The 14,033-nt window shown below is 65.6% G+C and carries 16 protein-coding genes; 6 read left to right on the forward strand and 10 right to left on the reverse strand.

Translation table 11 applies throughout. The annotated features are described in order from the left end of the window. Positions 1–33: 33 nt before the first annotated feature. The 8 genes from ABIB58_RS04320 to ABIB58_RS04355 form a co-directional block, all read right to left on the reverse strand. Positions 34–1,197: an acyl-CoA dehydrogenase family protein gene (locus ABIB58_RS04320; protein ID WP_354039262.1), complete on the reverse strand. Its 1,164-nt coding sequence runs from the start codon at positions 1,195–1,197 to the stop codon at positions 34–36. 96 nt (positions 1,198–1,293) lie between these two features. Then, on the reverse strand, positions 1,294–3,078 hold the full coding sequence (locus ABIB58_RS04325) for an acyl-CoA dehydrogenase C-terminal domain-containing protein (protein ID WP_354039263.1): 1,785 nt from the start codon (positions 3,076–3,078) through the stop codon (positions 1,294–1,296). A gap of 3 nt (positions 3,079–3,081) precedes the next feature. Beyond that, the gene (locus ABIB58_RS04330; protein WP_039244783.1) at positions 3,082–3,564 is read right to left on the reverse strand and encodes a MerR family transcriptional regulator; all 483 of its coding nucleotides are present in this window, start codon (positions 3,562–3,564) and stop codon (positions 3,082–3,084) included. Positions 3,565–3,754: 190 nt separating this feature from the next. Next, positions 3,755–4,171 carry a DoxX family protein gene (locus ABIB58_RS04335; RefSeq protein WP_354039266.1) on the reverse strand — a complete coding sequence of 139 codons (417 nt, stop codon included), beginning with the start codon at positions 4,169–4,171 and terminating at the stop codon, positions 3,755–3,757. 207 nt (positions 4,172–4,378) lie between these two features. Next, positions 4,379–4,597 carry a helix-turn-helix domain-containing protein gene (locus ABIB58_RS04340; protein WP_039244779.1) on the reverse strand — a complete coding sequence of 73 codons (219 nt, stop codon included), beginning with the start codon at positions 4,595–4,597 and terminating at the stop codon, positions 4,379–4,381. A 12-nt stretch (positions 4,598–4,609) separates the two neighbouring features. Next, the gene (locus ABIB58_RS04345) at positions 4,610–5,137 is read right to left on the reverse strand and encodes a DUF2975 domain-containing protein (protein WP_354039268.1); all 528 of its coding nucleotides are present in this window, start codon (positions 5,135–5,137) and stop codon (positions 4,610–4,612) included. 123 nt (positions 5,138–5,260) lie between these two features. After that, entirely contained in the window at positions 5,261–6,718 is a 1,458-nt protein-coding gene (locus ABIB58_RS04350) for a protein adenylyltransferase SelO family protein (RefSeq protein ID WP_354039270.1), read from the reverse strand. A gap of 319 nt (positions 6,719–7,037) precedes the next feature. Further along, complete coding sequence (locus tag ABIB58_RS04355) at positions 7,038–7,871, reverse strand: hypothetical protein (protein WP_354039272.1); 834 nt, start codon at positions 7,869–7,871, stop codon at positions 7,038–7,040. Positions 7,872–8,247: 376 nt separating this feature from the next. On the opposite strand from ABIB58_RS04355, the gene ABIB58_RS04360 reads away from it, so the two are divergent. Further along, a complete protein-coding gene (locus ABIB58_RS04360) occupies positions 8,248–8,799 on the forward strand; it encodes an OmpA family protein (RefSeq protein ID WP_039244254.1) in 552 nt (183 codons plus the stop codon). A 61-nt stretch (positions 8,800–8,860) separates the two neighbouring features. On the opposite strand, the gene ABIB58_RS04365 is transcribed toward ABIB58_RS04360, so the two are convergent. Beyond that, the gene (locus ABIB58_RS04365) at positions 8,861–9,562 is read right to left on the reverse strand and encodes an NAD-dependent deacylase (protein WP_045809794.1); all 702 of its coding nucleotides are present in this window, start codon (positions 9,560–9,562) and stop codon (positions 8,861–8,863) included. A 31-nt stretch (positions 9,563–9,593) separates the two neighbouring features. Next, the gene (locus tag ABIB58_RS04370) at positions 9,594–10,250 is read right to left on the reverse strand and encodes a DUF6624 domain-containing protein (RefSeq protein WP_052689458.1); all 657 of its coding nucleotides are present in this window, start codon (positions 10,248–10,250) and stop codon (positions 9,594–9,596) included. A gap of 181 nt (positions 10,251–10,431) precedes the next feature. Here ABIB58_RS04370 and ABIB58_RS04375 point away from each other — a divergent pair, with 181 nt between their 5' ends. From ABIB58_RS04375 to ABIB58_RS04395, 5 genes are all read left to right on the forward strand, one after another. Further along, positions 10,432–11,538, forward strand: a complete 1,107-nt coding sequence (locus ABIB58_RS04375) for an S-(hydroxymethyl)glutathione dehydrogenase/class III alcohol dehydrogenase (RefSeq protein WP_045809795.1) — start codon at positions 10,432–10,434, stop codon at positions 11,536–11,538. Between the two features lie 61 nt (positions 11,539–11,599). Further along, a complete protein-coding gene (locus ABIB58_RS04380) occupies positions 11,600–11,986 on the forward strand; it encodes a VOC family protein (RefSeq protein WP_045809796.1) in 387 nt (128 codons plus the stop codon). Continuing rightward, complete coding sequence (gene fghA / locus ABIB58_RS04385) at positions 11,987–12,820, forward strand: S-formylglutathione hydrolase (RefSeq protein ID WP_045809797.1); 834 nt, start codon at positions 11,987–11,989, stop codon at positions 12,818–12,820. A 7-nt stretch (positions 12,821–12,827) separates the two neighbouring features. Further along, positions 12,828–13,787 (forward strand): DUF4350 domain-containing protein, encoded by a 960-nt coding sequence (locus ABIB58_RS04390; protein ID WP_045809798.1) that lies wholly within the window; start codon positions 12,828–12,830, stop codon positions 13,785–13,787. 15 nt (positions 13,788–13,802) lie between these two features. Next, positions 13,803–14,030, forward strand: a complete 228-nt coding sequence (locus tag ABIB58_RS04395) for a hypothetical protein (RefSeq protein ID WP_045809799.1) — start codon at positions 13,803–13,805, stop codon at positions 14,028–14,030. Positions 14,031–14,033: the final 3 nt, after the last annotated feature.

Here is a 14,033-nt window from a genome sequence, read left to right on the forward strand (position 1 = left end):
TACAGAACTCTGTACATTTGGGCAAGCGGGCTGTCACAGCGTCCGCGCGATCAGCAGTTTCATGATCTCATTGGTGCCGCCGTAGATGCGCTGGACGCGGGCGTCCTTGTACAGCTGGGCGATCGGATATTCGTTCATATAGCCATAGCCGCCGTGCAGCTGGAGCATCTCGTCGATGGTCTCGCCCTGGATGTCGGTGACCCAGTATTTGGCCATGGAGGCGGTGGCCGCGTCCAGTTTGCCCTGCAGATGCAGGCCGATGCAGTGGTCGGTGAAGACCTTGGCGACGGTCAGTTTGGTCTTGACCTCGGCCAGTTTGAACTGGGTGTTCTGGAAGTCGATGACGCGCTTGCCGAAGGCCTTGCGCTCCTTGACGTAGGCCAGCGTCGCCTCAAGCCCGCGCTCGGCGGCGGCGACGCCCTGGACAGCGATGTTCAGCCGCTCCTGGGGCAGCTGCTGCATCAGCTGGACGAAGCCCTGGCCCTCGGTCCCGCCGATGATGTTGTCGCCGGGGACCTTCACGTCGTTGAAGAACAGTTCGGAGGTGTCGTTGGCCTCCATGCCGATCTTGTGCAGGTTGCGACCGCGTTCGAACCCTTCCGCGCCATCGGTCTCGACCACGATCAGCGAGGTGCCCTTGGCGCCCTCGGCCGGATCGGTCTTGGCGACCACGATCAGGAAGTTGGCCAGCTGGCCGTTGGTGATGAAGGTCTTGGAGCCGTTGACGACATAGCCGTTGCCCGACTTGACCGCCGTGGTCTTGACGCCTTGCAGGTCCGAGCCGGCGCCCGGTTCGGTCATGGCGATGGCGCCGACCAGTTCGCCCGATTGCAGGCGTGGCAGCCAGCGCTGCTTCTGTTCCTCGGTGCCGTAATGCCAGATGTAGGGCATGACGATCGCATTGTGCAGCGAAATGCCGAAGTGGTCCGCGCCCTTCCAGCCCAGCTGACGCATCAAGACGACCTCGTGCCGATAGTCGCCGCCGAAACCGCCGTCCTCTTCCGGCAGCGACAGACCCAAGAGACCCGCCTCGCCCGCGTCGTTCCACAGCTGGCGCGGCACCGAGGAGTCGGCGATCCATTGCTGCACCTTTTCGAGAGGCGCGTGCTCGTCGATCCATTTGCCGACGCTGTCGGAGAAGAGGGTGATCTCTTCTTCACGCATGAATTCGGGATCGGGGCTGCCCAGCACGTTCATCGGTTTCGTCCCTGAGGTTCGCGGGCTTTTGCCCGTCTGGTTGATAAGAAAAACGGGCCGGCGAGATCGCCGACCCGTTTCGTCGTCAGTCTGAGATCAGAACGCCTCGGCCGGCATGGCCATCAGCACGTCGGCGCCGGTCTTCATCTTCTTCAGATGGGCTTCGGCGTCGGGCAGGATGCGCTCGACGAAGTAGCGGCCGGTCTGAAGCTTGTTGGCGTAGTAGGGGTCGGTCGAACCGGCCTCGACCTGCGCTTGGGCCACCTTGGCCATCTGCGCCCACATATAGGCCAGCGCCGTCAGGCCGAAGACGTTCAGATAGTCCGTCGATGCGGCGCCGGCGTTGTCGGGGTTGGCCATGCCGTTCTGCATCAGCCACATGGTGCCGTCCTGCAGCTTGGCCTTCACATCGGCTAGGCCGTCGACGAAGGGCTTGATCGCTTCATTGCCGCTGTTCTCGGCGACGAAGGCGTCGATCTCGCCGAACCAGGTCATGATGGCGCGGCCGCCATTGGCGGGCAGTTTGCGGCCCACCAGATCCAGCGCCTGAATGCCGTTGGTGCCCTCGTAGATCATGGTGATGCGGGCGTCGCGGAGATACTGCGAGGCGGTGAAGTGTTCGGTGTAGCCCGAACCGCCATGCACCTGCATGCCCAGCGAGGCGACGTGGAAGCCCTTGTCGGTCAGATAGGCCTTCAGCACCGGCGTCAGCAGGCCCATGTAATCCTTGGCCTTCTGGGCCACGGCGGCGTCCTCGGACTTCTCCAGATCGGCGTGAAGCGCGGTCCACAGGATGAAGGCCTGGCCGCCTTCGACGAAGGCCTTGGATTCCAGCAGCATGCGGCGCACGTCGGGATGGACCATGATGCTGTCGGCCGGGCCGTCCGGGTTTTTCGGTCCGGTCAGGCTGCGGCCTTGCAGGCGGTCCTTGGCGAACTCGACGGCGGCCTGATAGGCGGCGGTGCCGATGGCCAGACCTTGCAGGCCGGTGCCGAGGCGGGCCTCGTTCATCACCACGAACATATTGTTCATGCCGCGGCCTTCTTCGCCGATCAGCCAGCCCTTGGCGCCGTCATATTGCATGACGGCGGTGGCGTTGCCGTGGATGCCCATCTTGTGCTCGAGGCCGGCGCATTCCAGGCTGTTGCGCTCGCCCAGAGAGCCGTCGTCATTGACCAGGAACTTGGGCACGACGAACAGCGACAGGCCCTTGATGCCCGGAACCGCGCCTTCGACGCGGGCCAGCACCGTGTGGATGATGTTGTCGGCGAAGTCGTGCTCGCCAGCCGAAATCCAGATCTTCTGGCCGGTGATCGAATAGGAGCCGTCGCCGTTCGGCACGGCCTTGGTGCGCACCATGCCCAGGTCCGTGCCGCACTGCGGCTCGGTCAGGTTCATCGTGCCCGACCATTCGCCGGTCGCCATCTTGGGCAGGTATTTCTGCTTCAGCTCTTCGGAGGCATTGGCGTGGATGCCGGCATAGGCGCCGGCGGTCAGGCCCGGATACATCGAAAAGGCGGCCGAGGCGCCAGCCGTCATCTGACCGAAGGCCGAAGCCACCACGCTGGGCATGCCCTGACCGCCGTACGCCGGGTCGGCGGCCAGCGCCATCCAGCCGGCTTCGGACATGGCCTTATAGGCTTCCTTCCAGCCCTTGGGTCCGGTCACCACGCCGCCTTCGGCCCAGTGGCAACCCTCCTTGTCGCCCGGATTGTTGATCGGGGCGATGACCTCCTCGGCGAACTTGGCGCCTTCTTCCAGAATCTGGCTGACCAGATCCGAAGAGACGTCCTGGAAGCCCGGCTGGTTGGTGTAGCGGTCGATCTCCAGCACTTCATTCAGGATGAAGGTGAAGTCGCGGACAGGCGCCTTGTAGGCCATGGATTAAGCTCTTGCTTTGAAGGGGTGGTGGTGGTCGTGGTTGAGACGCGCGCGCAGCAGCTTCTCATAGTCTTCGGCGCCCGGCAGCAGGTCGGGGCGGTGTTCGGACAGTTTGGATTCCATCCAGGCGCAGGCCTGTTCGGCTGTCTCGATGGCGCCTTCGATATCTTCCAGCTGCTGTTTCAGCGCCGCGATCTGGGCGCGGTGCCGCACCAGGGCCACGGCCATCTGGTGGACGTTGTGATCCTTCTGATCATAGAGATCCATCATGTCCTGGATCTCCTGAAGGGTGAAGCCGATGCGGCGGCCCCTGAGGATCAGTTTCAGCCGGGCGCGGTCGCGCGCGTCATAGACGCGGGTCTGGCCCTTGCGCGCGGGCGTCAGCAGGCCCTTGTCCTCATAGAATCGAAGGGCGCGCGCCGTGGCGCCGAACTCGCGGCACAGTTGGCGAATGGAATAGGTGCGGTGGTCGTCGGCGGTGGCCATACGCCGTCATAACTTGACGTGCGCGTAAAGGGAAGAGGCTTACGCGCACGTAAGGGTAAGCTTTTCTCTCTTGCTGACGATCAGGCATGAAAAAGCCCGGAGCCTGGGGGGAAGCTCCGGGCGCAAACGCCGGACTGCAGGGGGGAGAGGGGTCCGGCGTTCGATCTCTTTCAATCAGGCCCAGCAGCAATCAGGCCCTGCGGCGGCCCACCAGCACCGGGACGGTGATGGCCAGCAGGATGGCGTTGACCGCCGCTAGACCGAAGTCCTGGCTCAGCGCGTGGATCGTCATCATGGTCGCTTCCATGACGATCAGGCCGACCGTCGCCGTCAGCAGCAGCGGGCGACCCACCCGCCACGAGATCAGCGGGCTCAACACGCCCATGGCCAGAACGATCTCGACCACGCCCAGGCCGCGCACCATGTTCTCGGGCGCCACGGCGGGCCAGCCCATCAGATTGATCAGGTTGGTCATCGGCTCGGTCAGCTTGGCGTAGCCGGCGGCGATGAAGAACATCGCGACCCAGCCCTGCAGCGTCCAAAGGGCGATGTTGGCGTAGGCGGCGCTGTTGCGCGACGGCGCGGTGGTTAAGGTCGAGGTGGTCATCGGGGAAAACGTCTGAATGTCATGAACGGCTACGATCCAGTCTCGGGGCGTTCCCAAAGGCCGTTCGCTGAAGCTTACATAGCGGCGCTTCAGACGGTTGTCATCATGCGATGACATCAACTGATGACATCGGCTGATGACTTTCTGTTACGGGCCGGGGCATTGGGCCGATTCCCAATGCCCCACAAGGATTTGAAACGCGCAATTTCAGTCTTCGGGCTGCGGTCCCGGCGTCTGGACGATCAGGTCGCCGGGCTGGCAGTCCAGTTCGCGGCAAAGGGCGTCCAGGGTGGAGAAGCGCACCGCGCGGGCCTTGCCGGTCTTCAGGATCGACAGATTGGCCAGGGTGACGCCGACGCGGTCGGACAGTTCGGTCAGGGACATCCTGCGTTCGAGCAGCAGCCGGTCCAGTTGGATCATGATCATGGCGCGCGCTCCTCAGACCGTGGTCAGCTGTTCGTCGCGCATGGCCGACCCCTGTCGGAACACCTCGGCCAGGATGAAGACCACCAGAATGCCCAGCCAGGACCCCAGGTCGAAGTCATAGTCGGACGGCGACTGGCCGATGCTCTGCGGGGCGACGAAGACCAGCAGCAGCGCCGTCAGCTGAATGCCGATCAGGCCCAGACCCACGCCTTGCAGCCGTTTGACGTTGGCGAACTCGAAGGCGTCGCCCTGATTGACCGACAGCAGGATGCGCCGCAGCCGATTGATGATCCACCAGGTGAAGCCGCAGGCCAGGAAGGCGCCCAACAGCGTCAGACGCTCCGGCCAGTGCAGGTCGCGGGCCGTGCTGCTGTCCAGATCCTTCATTCCGTCGATGAAGCCTGCTGCGAAGTCCGGCGATATGACGCTGCCCAGCAAACAGATCGCCATGACGATCGTCGCCAGCATGACAAAGACGTTTGCGAACCCCAGGCACCAGCGCAGGGCGCTTGCGATTGAATATTTGCCGATCAGTTTCATCTCGAAAGCCCTTCCCTTCGGGTCGCCCTACGCGACCGCCTTGGTGACTATCGATATGGATTTATCGATAAACGGGCAAGAAAATTATCGATAAACGAGATGAAGCTTTCGTAAGGTTTGGTGTCAGGCCGTAAAGCCCCAGGCCAGACGCGCCGCCTCCAGCCGATCCAGCTTGGCCTGGAAGGGCGCCCAGTCGTCGGCGTCGGCTATGGCGGCCCAGATCGCCTCGACCTCGCCGATCAGCATCTCTTCCGGTTCGCGCGCGGCGAACATCGGATGTTCCAGCCGTTCGATCCGGTCCGGTTCGTGCTCCATCAAAGCAAAGCGGAAGGCGTCGAAGGCCTCGCCCTGATAGAGTTTCGCGCGCGGTCCCGACAGCGCGCGGGCCGAGGAGGCGAAGCCGCCGAACCAGTCGAAGAACAGCGGCTCCCACTGAAGGGCCGCGGCGCCCTCTCGCAGCAGGGCCAGGGTCGTATCGACCAGCCGCTGATCCGCCGCCTCGCCCAGGCTGTGGACGCCCAGCCGCATCAAGAAGGCGGCCCGCAGTTCACGAATATAGGCGGGACCGAAGCCGTTCAGCGCATCCGTCAATTTCAGGATTTGGGGCTCGGCATCGGCGACCAGTTTCAGACACCCGGCCAGCTGCGTCAGGTTCCAGAACACCGCCTCGGGCTGACGCGCGAAGGCGTAAAGGCCCGTCTGGTCGAAATGGGCGGCGGTGAAGGCAGGGTCGTATTCGGGCAGGAACCGCCACGGGCCATAGTCGAAGCTCTCGCCCGTGACGTTCAGATTGTCGGTGTTCAGCACCCCGTGTACGAAGCCCGCCGCGATCCAGCGGGCGGTCAGCTTCGCCGAGGCCTGGACGATTGCGGCCAGCAGACCGGGCGCGTCGCCGGCGGCGACGTCCGGATGATACAGGTTGCGCACGTGTTCGATCAGCGCCTCGATCTGATCCTTGCGTCCCAGATAGGCCGCGCGTTGGAACGTCCCGAACCGCACATGGCTGTGCGACAGCCGCACCAGAACGGCCGACCGCGTCGGCGACGGTTCGTCCCCCCGCTCCAGCGCCTCGCCGGTTTCGATCAGCGAAAAGGCGCGGCTGGTCGGGACGCCTTGCCCCTCCAGCATCGTCGCCGCCAGAACCTCGCGCACCCCGCCCTTCAGCGTCAGCCGCCCATCGCCGTCCCGCGACCAGGGCGTCTGGCCAGAGCCTTTGGTGCCCAGGTCGAGCAGCCGGCCTTGAGCGCTATCACTCGCGACGCGGTCGCTCGTTGCTTGAGCGCGCATCTGCGCCGCCAGAAACCCGCGCCCGTCGCCCAGATCGGGATTGTAGTGTCGGAACTGATGCCCGTGATAGCGCATGGCGATCGGACCGGGCTGTCCCGGCAACGGCTCGAACCGGCCGAACGCTGCGATCCATTCTGCCTCGCTCAGCCCCTCCAGCCCGACCTCGGCCGCCGCGCGGTCATTGCGAAACCGCAGGATCGTCTGCGGAAAATCCGCGGCCTGAACCGCATCGGCATAGTCCGCGCCCAAATCAAAGAAGCGCGGTTCGGGGCGATAGTCGGGAGAGACGGGCATGGCAGGCTAGGTGCGTGTCCGAGGAGGGGAGCGCAACCGCGCGCCCTTCATTCTTTTGTCGTCCTCCAGTTTCGCTCTGCCCGCCGCAGGATGACGAAGGGATGGGGCCAGCCATCCTATTCGCGTGAAGTCAGCCTAGTTGTTTCAATCCCTTATCGCCCGCCAATATCATCTTCCTGCCCACGCTTCCAAGCCGTGCGATCCTGTCTCGGTTCGTCCGCACAAAACGCATCGCACGGTCTGGGAGGGAAAAATCAGACGAATTAGACGAATTAGACGGTGTTTTTGCAGGCGACCGTCTGAATGGACGTTTGGGGTATCAGCCTGCACCCAGCAGGTCCGACCAGCGCCAGCTGCCCTTGCCCAGGGCCAGTTGCGCGCCGCCGGGGCGGTCTTCCAGCTTCAGGACCGCCAGGCCCGTCATGCGCTGGCTCTTGCACTCGGCCGGGGCGAAGGCGACCTCCAGGGCGATGGCCTGGCGCACCCCGGCCAGACCCTTGCCCGCCTGGTTGCGGCTTTGCAGCCAGTCGCCGTTCCAGACCAGGATGGCGCGTCCGTTCGCGTCCATGTCCTGAGCCGCGGCGATGACGGCGCGGCGCACGGCCTGGTCGTCACGCACGGCGTCCTGAACCCAGCGCACCATGTCGCAGGAACCCCCGCCCGAGCCTGATCCCGCGCCGGTCCCGCCAGAGCCGCCCGATCCGTCGCCGCCCGTTCCGCCGCCGCCGCCCGGACCTGCGCCGACCGTCATGGCGCCCGCGATCTGCGCTGCGCCCAGCAGGGGCAGGGGCGGGCCCGGCGGGGCGGGCGCGGCGGGCAGGGGTTCGACGTCGGGCGGACGTTTGCTGACCACCAGTCGCGGTCGCGCCGCCGCCACGGCCGGCGGTCGCCGCTGGGGCGCAGGTTTGGGCGGCGCGGCCGCCTGGGCGGCGGCGGCCGGCGCGTCGGGCTTGGGCGAGGGATCGGGCGCGATCACGCGCGCGGGCGGGGGAGGCGGCGGGGGCGGCTCGACCAGTTCGACCATCATCGGCGACGACTGCGGCGCCTCGACGATCGGCTCCGCACCGCCGCGCATCAGCAGCGCCAGCCCCAGATGCGCGGCCAGGATCGGCGTCGCCGCCAGCGCCCAGCGCCGTGTGCGCGCCGCGCTCAATCGCCGATCCGTGATGGGAGTTGAACACGCCGCCGCATGGTCATCGGGACAAAACGCCTGTAAAAAACCAACAGGCCCCGTTGAAAACATTCGGTCGCGTCAGGAAAGTGGCGTCGGCGTGAATACAACCGTGCGACTGCGCAGGGCGGCGATAGATGAGCGTGTCCGCCCTCCGGCATCGGCCGTCGGCGGCGCAACGTCTTCACTGAGGCGGTGGTTCCATGCTCATGCAAGAATAACGCGAATATTCGGTCTGCTTATGGTCAAGCTGACACGATGCCGCCCAAAGCGCGTCATTACTCCGCCTTGTCTCATACGCCATTTTCATCTTGCGCATGAACTGGGTGTGGCGCTCCCGGCAAGAAGGAGACAGAACTTGAGCAGATCGAAACTCAGGACGGCGGTCGTCGGCGGCGCCCTCATCGCCCTCGGCTTTGCGGCCAGCGGCTGCGCCAGCCATCGTTTCGTGCGTGATCAGGTCGAAGTCGTCGACAACCGCGTGACCACCGTCGAAGGCACCGCAGGCCAGGCCCTGCAACGCGCCAACGACGCGCACAAACTGGCCGAGGGCAAGTTCCTCTATCAGGTCGTGCTGTCGGACGATTCCGTGAAATTCCCCACCGACGCGGCGGCCCTGTCGCCCGAGGCCGAGCAGCGCCTGGCCCAGTTCGCCCAGCGTCTGCAGGGCGAGAACAAGAACGTCTATCTGGAAATCCAGGGCTACACCGACTCGACCGGCACGCCCGAGCATAACGACCAGCTCGGCGAGCAACGCGCCGAGGCCGTGCGTCGCTTCCTGAACCGCCAGGGCGTCGCCCTGAACCGCATGGCCACCATCTCCTATGGCCAGGAACAGCCGGTGGCCTCGAACGACACGCCCGAGGGCCGTTCGCAGAACCGCCGCGTAACCATCGTCGTCCTGGCCTAAGCCGCCTCGACCTCGAACGCCGGAACGGCGGCCGCCTTCGCAGCGGCCGCCGTTTTCGTCTCTACAGCGTGTCGAAGAAGGCCGGCACGGCCTGCGTCGCCAGCCCGTAAACGCCTTCGTCAAACAGGCGTGCCCCCGACGTCGGCTCCACGTTGATCTCGACCGTCCGCGCCCCGGCATACCGCGCCGCCTGCACGAACCCAGCCGCCGGATAGACCGCGCCCGAGGTGCCGATGGACACGAACAGGTCGCACCGCTCCAGGGCCCGCTCGATCCGCTCCATCTGAAGCGGCATCTCCCCGAACCAGACGATGTGCGGCCGCATGAGGCCGTCGGGATGATGCGGCGAGGCCTCGTCCGCCGCCATGTCCCCGGCCCAGTCCATCACCATGCCCGACCGTGTGCAGCGGCCTTTCAGCAGTTCGCCGTGCATATGGATCAGCTCGAACCCGGCGGCCGGCGGCGTCGCTTCATGCGCCCGGTCGTGCAGATCATCGACGTTCTGCGTCACCAGCAGGAAGTCGCCTTCCCACCGCGCCGCCAGATCGGCCAGCGCCCGGTGCGCCGCATTGGGCTGGACCTCAGCCAACTGCCGCCGCCGCTGATTATAGAAGTCCTGCACCAGCGCCGGATCGGCCGCATAGCCTTCCGGCGTCGCCACATCCTCCACCCGATGCCCGCACCACAGCCCGTCCGACGCCCGAAACGTCGGCACGCCGCTCTCGGCCGATATGCCGGCCCCGGTCAGGACGACGAGGTTCATGATCTGACTGTGTGCCAGCTCTATTCGGCATTCAGCAAGCGCCGAAGTTCGCCAGATAAGCGTTATAGTCGGGCCAGCGGAACCCCATTGGCGCGCGGCGTTGTTCCAGCCGTTCCGGGTCTTCCGTCGGGGCGGGGACCATGCGACCGGCGACGCATTGCATCTGGGTGCCATAGCGCTGCGGGCGATTTTCGGCGACCGCAATGCGGTCGTACATCATCGCGTACTGCCACTTCAGCGCGTCGCCATGGTCAGCCATCGCTTGCAGGGCGGGCAGGAAGCGCTTCTGTAATGCGGTGTCGGCATGTTGGATGACCAGAAAGGCTCCAGTCGCCGCATCCTGGCCGTAGACGGCGTTGGAGAACCAACCTTCCGCTGAAACGAGTGACAAGACGGTGGCGACGGTCTCTTCACTGAGAGCGTCGAGCCGCGCTTCGGCCGCAGCACGCGCGGTCCGTCGATCCGCCTCCGAAAGGGTGGAGAGATCAACGCTGTGCATCGCCTTGAGGGGTTCCTGATCCAGGGCCAGCGCCAGCTCCAACTGTTCGCGCGGCGAAGGGTTGTCGGGCAACGCCGCCTGTTTGGCTCGCGCGCTCGCAATCGCCTCCGTCAGGGGACGAAGCGCCGCTTCGACGGCAGGCGATAGATCGGTCAAGCTCAGGGCGGCTGCAAGGAACCAGGCCAGCATAATCGGTGTCTCTTCGTTGCCGGCCCAGACTATTGGAGCGAGTGGGTGATGCAAGTCTGTCGTGTGTCTCGATGGCGCCCGGTCTGCGGACGGATGCGAAAAATCGTCATGCATTCCAGCACGGACTAGCGCTTGCCGCGCCGCTCGTGACACACAGGCGTCAAACTAAGGAGCCCCCGCCATGAAAACCCGCGCCGCCGTCGCCTTCGAGGCCAAACGTCCGTTGGAGATCGTCGAGGTCGATCTGGAGGGGCCGCGCGCCGGCGAGGTGCTGATCGAGATCAAGGCCACCGGTATCTGCCACACCGACGCCTATACGCTGGACGGCCTGGACTCCGAGGGCGTCTTTCCTTCGATCCTGGGGCACGAGGGCGCGGGCGTGGTGGTCGAGGTGGGGCCGGGCGTGACCTCGGTCGCGGTCGGCGATCACGTCATCCCGCTGTACACGCCGGAATGCCGCCAGTGTAAGTCGTGCCTGAGCCGCAAGACCAACCTTTGCACCGCCATTCGCGGCACCCAGGGCAAGGGCGTCATGCCCGACGGCACCAGCCGCTTTTCCTACAAGGGTCAGGCCATCGCCCACTATATGGGCTGCTCGACCTTCTCGAACTACACCGTCCTGCCCGAGATCGCGGTGGCGAAGATCCGCAAGGACGCGCCCTTCGACAAGGCCTGCTACGTCGGCTGCGGCGTGACCACGGGCGTCGGCGCGGTGGTCAACACGGCCAAGGTCGAGCCGGGCGCCAACTGCGTCGTCTTCGGCCTGGGCGGCATCGGGCTGAACGTCATCCAGGGGCTGAAGATGGTCGGCGCCGACATGATCGTCGGCGTGGACATCAATGGCGACAAGGAAGAATGGGGCCGTCGTTTCGGCATGACCCATTTCGTCAATCCCAAGGATGTGCCGGACGTGGTGGCCCATCTGGTCCAGCTGACCGACGGCGGCGCGGACTACACCTTCGACTGCACCGGCAACACCGTCGTCATGCGTCAGGCGCTGGAGGCCTGCCACCGCGGCTGGGGCGAGAGCGTCGTCATCGGGGTCGCCGAATCCGGCAAGGAGATCGCCACCCGCCCGTTCCAACTGGTGACCGGCCGCGTCTGGCGCGGTTCGGCCTTCGGCGGCGCGCGCGGCCGCACCGACACGCCCAAGATCGTCGACTGGTACATGGACGGCAAGATCGAGATCGACCCCATGATCACCCACACCTTCGCCCTGGACGACATCAACAAGGCCTTCGACCTGATGCATGAGGGCAAGAGCATCCGCTCGGTCGTGGTGTTCTGACGCCTTGCGCGTCGCCGGGTTCGTTGTTTAAGAAAACGGACTGGAAGAGGGAGGTCTGACCATGTTCACCCACGTCACCGTCGGCGCCAACGACATCGAGGCGTCACGCCGGTTCTATGACGCCGCGCTCGGCGCCCTTGGCATCGAGCCGGGCCAGGGGCCGGACCCCAGGGGCCGTTACTGGTGGCGCACCCGCATGGGCGCCTTTGCGATCGGCGCGCCGATCGACGGCGAGCCGGCCTGCCACGCCAACGGCGGCACCATCGGCTTTCACGCCAAGACGGCCGAGATGGTCCAGGCCTTCCATGACGCCGGCGTCGCGGCCGGCGGTCGCGCCATCGAGGACCCGCCCGGCGAACGCAAGGGCCCCTTCGGCCCCATGATCCTGGCCTATCTGCGCGATCCCTCCGGCAACAAGCTCTGCGCCATGCACCGAAAGACCGACTGAGTGGAAACCACCAAGACCCACGCCGTCCACGGCGGGACCCTGCGCTATCTGAAGCACGACAGCACGGCGACCGGCACGCCGATGACGCTGTCGGTCTTCACGCCGGCGGGCGAGGGGCCTTTCCCGGTGCTGATCTGGCTGTCGGGCCTGACCTGCACCGAGGATAATTTCACCACCAAGGCGGGGGCCTACCAGGCCGCCGCCGACCACGGCGTCATCATCGTGGCGCCGGACACCAGCCCGCGCGGAGACGGCGTCGCCGACGATCCCGCCTATGATTTGGGTCAAGGCGCGGGCTTCTATCTGGATGCGACGCAGGCGCCCTGGGCGCCGCATTTCCGCATGGAGACCTACGTCACCGAGGAACTGATCGCGCTGATCGACGCCGAGTTTGCGACCACGGGCGTCCGCTCGATCAGCGGCCATTCGATGGGCGGTCACGGCGCCCTGACGCTGGCGCTGAACCATCCCGACCTCTTCCGTTCGGTCTCCGCCTTCGCGCCGATCTGCTCGCCCACCCGGTGCGCCTGGGGTGAAAAGGCCTTCACCGCCTATCTGGGCGACGACCGTGCGACGTGGGACCGCCACGACGCCGCCAAGCGGATCGCCGCCGGCGCAGCGCGCGGCGTCTATGACGACATCCTGATCGACCAGGGCGACGCCGACAGCTTCCTGACCGACCAACTGAAGCCGGAACTTCTCAAAGCCGCCGCCGACGCCGCCGGCCAGAAGATCACCCTGCGGATGCAGCCCGGCTATGATCACTCCTACTTCTTCATGGCCAGCTTCATCGCCGACCACATCGCCTTCCACGCCGAACGCTTGAAGGTCTAGGCGCCAGATGGGACGCCGGGGTTGGATCGCCGTCGCAGTCCTGCTGCTGGCAGGCCCGGCCTTGGCGCAAGAGCAGGTCGGCGATCTGGATTGGCGGCCAAAGGTGGCCTCGCCGGCTTATGCGACGGATGGGCCTGTCGTGCTTGTCGATCAGGGCCACGGCAGCGAGCAGACCATCGAAGGTCGTTATGCCGCCTTCGCCGCGCTTTTGCGGGCCGATGGATATCGGATCGAAGCCAGCCGGGAGCGGCTCGATGCGCCCGGCGCGCTTAATGGCGTGGCGGTGTTGGTCATCGCCAATCCGGCGCGACCGGCGGACGGCTCGCGCGCCTCGGCTTTTGACGACGCCGAGATCGAGGCGATCCGCCGATGGGTGGAGCAGGGCGGGGCGTTGCTTCTGGCCGCCGATCACGCGCCCCATGGTTCCGCCGCCGAAGCCCTGGCTGCCAAGTTCGGGGTGACGATGGGGACGGGTTATGCCTTCCAGCCCGTGGGCGACGACGTTACGGCCAATCTGGTCTTTCCGAGCGCGGCGCTTGCGGATCATCCGATCATCGAGGGCCGCAATCAAAGCGAGCATTTGAAGGTCGTCAAGAGCTTCACCGGGCAGTCACTGTCGGGGCCGGCAGACGCAACGGTATTGCTGGCGATGAGCGCAGATGCGCGAGAGGCTCCCGATCTCGGAGCCTTGCAAACGATCCGAACGCAGTTTCGGGCCGGCCAGGATCCAGCCGTCGTCCTTGCCGAGCTGTCGCGGCCCGCCTTACCCGCGCAAGGTCTGGCTTTGCGCTTTGGCGCGGGGCGGGTCGTCGTGCTGGGAGAGGCGGGGATGCTCACGGCCCAGGTCGTGCGTTTTACCGAACAGCCGGATCGCGAGCCCGTTCGCATGGGTTTGAACACAGCCGGTCATGACGATCAGCAGTTCGTGCTAAACCTGATGCACTGGCTGTCGCGTCTGCTCCCCTGATGCTAAGGGGCCGGGATGAGCGCTTCTGATCCCTACGAACCGATGTTTTCCGCCCTTTGCCGCGAGGTGGGTTATTGCCTGCATGCCAAGGGGCAGAAGCGGGTGATCGAGGCCCTGCCCAAAGGGCTGGACGCCGCCGTGCGCGCCGTCTTCGCGGCGGAGGGCGTGGACGAGCCCAATGCGCCGGGCGATGTGAAGCGCGCCGTTCGCGATTGCTTGAAGGCGAACTTGCCAACCGCCTAGCCT

Source organism: Brevundimonas sp. UYEF29, from assembly GCF_040546195.1.
Lineage (GTDB): Bacteria > Pseudomonadota > Alphaproteobacteria > Caulobacterales > Caulobacteraceae > Brevundimonas > Brevundimonas huaxiensis.

Excerpts from the sequence above, each read along its gene's own strand:
- ABIB58_RS04320 (WP_354039262.1), bottom strand. The coding sequence starts at position 1,197 with ATGAACGTGCTGGGCAGCCCCGATCCCGAATTCATGCGTGAAGAAGAG.
- ABIB58_RS04325 (WP_354039263.1), bottom strand. The coding sequence starts at position 3,078 with ATGGCCTACAAGGCGCCTGTCCGCGACTTCACCTTCATCCTGAATGAA.
- ABIB58_RS04330 (WP_039244783.1), bottom strand. The coding sequence starts at position 3,564 with ATGGCCACCGCCGACGACCACCGCACCTATTCCATTCGCCAACTGTGC.
- ABIB58_RS04335 (WP_354039266.1), bottom strand. The coding sequence starts at position 4,171 with ATGACCACCTCGACCTTAACCACCGCGCCGTCGCGCAACAGCGCCGCC.
- ABIB58_RS04340 (WP_039244779.1), bottom strand. The coding sequence starts at position 4,597 with ATGATCATGATCCAACTGGACCGGCTGCTGCTCGAACGCAGGATGTCC.
- ABIB58_RS04345 (WP_354039268.1), bottom strand. The coding sequence starts at position 5,137 with ATGAAACTGATCGGCAAATATTCAATCGCAAGCGCCCTGCGCTGGTGC.
- ABIB58_RS04350 (WP_354039270.1), bottom strand. The coding sequence starts at position 6,718 with ATGCCCGTCTCTCCCGACTATCGCCCCGAACCGCGCTTCTTTGATTTG.
- ABIB58_RS04365 (WP_045809794.1), bottom strand. The coding sequence starts at position 9,562 with ATGAACCTCGTCGTCCTGACCGGGGCCGGCATATCGGCCGAGAGCGGC.
- ABIB58_RS04370 (WP_052689458.1), bottom strand. The coding sequence starts at position 10,250 with ATGCTGGCCTGGTTCCTTGCAGCCGCCCTGAGCTTGACCGATCTATCG.
- ABIB58_RS04375 (WP_045809795.1), top strand. The coding sequence starts at position 10,432 with ATGAAAACCCGCGCCGCCGTCGCCTTCGAGGCCAAACGTCCGTTGGAG.
- ABIB58_RS04380 (WP_045809796.1), top strand. The coding sequence starts at position 11,600 with ATGTTCACCCACGTCACCGTCGGCGCCAACGACATCGAGGCGTCACGC.
- ABIB58_RS04390 (WP_045809798.1), top strand. The coding sequence starts at position 12,828 with ATGGGACGCCGGGGTTGGATCGCCGTCGCAGTCCTGCTGCTGGCAGGC.
- ABIB58_RS04395 (WP_045809799.1), top strand. The coding sequence starts at position 13,803 with ATGAGCGCTTCTGATCCCTACGAACCGATGTTTTCCGCCCTTTGCCGC.